The organism is Mesorhizobium sp. M1E.F.Ca.ET.063.01.1.1 (assembly GCF_003998155.1).
GTDB lineage: Bacteria > Pseudomonadota > Alphaproteobacteria > Rhizobiales > Rhizobiaceae > Mesorhizobium.
Map to the genome: position 1 here is coordinate 1 of NZ_RZSC01001434.1, position 652 is coordinate 652.

A 652-nucleotide genomic window follows, 5' to 3' on the forward strand; every position below is an offset into this window, starting at 1 on the left:
GCCTGTTCACCTATCTGGAAGGCGCGCTCGAGGCGCGCGGCTATTTCCGGCCGGAGGAGAAGAGGCCGAAGATGGTCGACAATCTGCGCGCCGTGCTGACGCGGGCAGGATTCGCCGAGCCGGAACTGAAGGTGCTGCGCGGCATCATCTCGTCGCTCGACCGGTTCTCTCCGGCAATGCCGCGCGGCGACGGCTCGCCGGGAGACGATCCGAGGCGGCTGCCGGCCGCACGGAAACGAGTGGCGGACAAAGAAAGTTAAAATCTGTAAGCCCTGAGCCTTCGAAGTAACCGAATATTATTCGGTTTTGGTCCATCGTTATTGCAACGGTGGGGTGGCATATGTTCACGTCCAATATCGGCCGTCTGCGTTTCTTCTTCTATTCGTTCGCTCTGTTCATAGCGGAGGCGGTGGCGATCGTGCTCTGCATTGCCGCAACGATCGGCTTTGCGGGATTGATCGATTCGATGCCGGGTTCGTCGCGGCAGGGCCTGGCCGGCGCCGCGCTTATTGTGTCTCTTCTCTTCGTTGCGCTGCGCGGCAACATCGCCTGGCGCCGCAGCCGCGATGCCAACGGGGCCAAGTGGATCCTTTGGGCCTACATCGTCCTTTCCGCCATCTACGCCTTCCTGCAGGCCGGCACGCTGCTGGTG

The 652-nt window shown here is 61.8% G+C and carries 1 protein-coding gene and 1 pseudogene; both read left to right on the plus strand.

What is annotated here, in order from left to right:
* Window positions 1–260 (plus strand): annotated as a pseudogene (locus tag EOA29_RS39050) (RNA methyltransferase); the annotation flags it as partial.
* 149 nt (window positions 261–409) lie between these two features.
* Window positions 410–652: hypothetical protein (locus EOA29_RS39055; protein WP_210213236.1), on the plus strand; the 243-nt coding region annotated here is incomplete at its 3' end.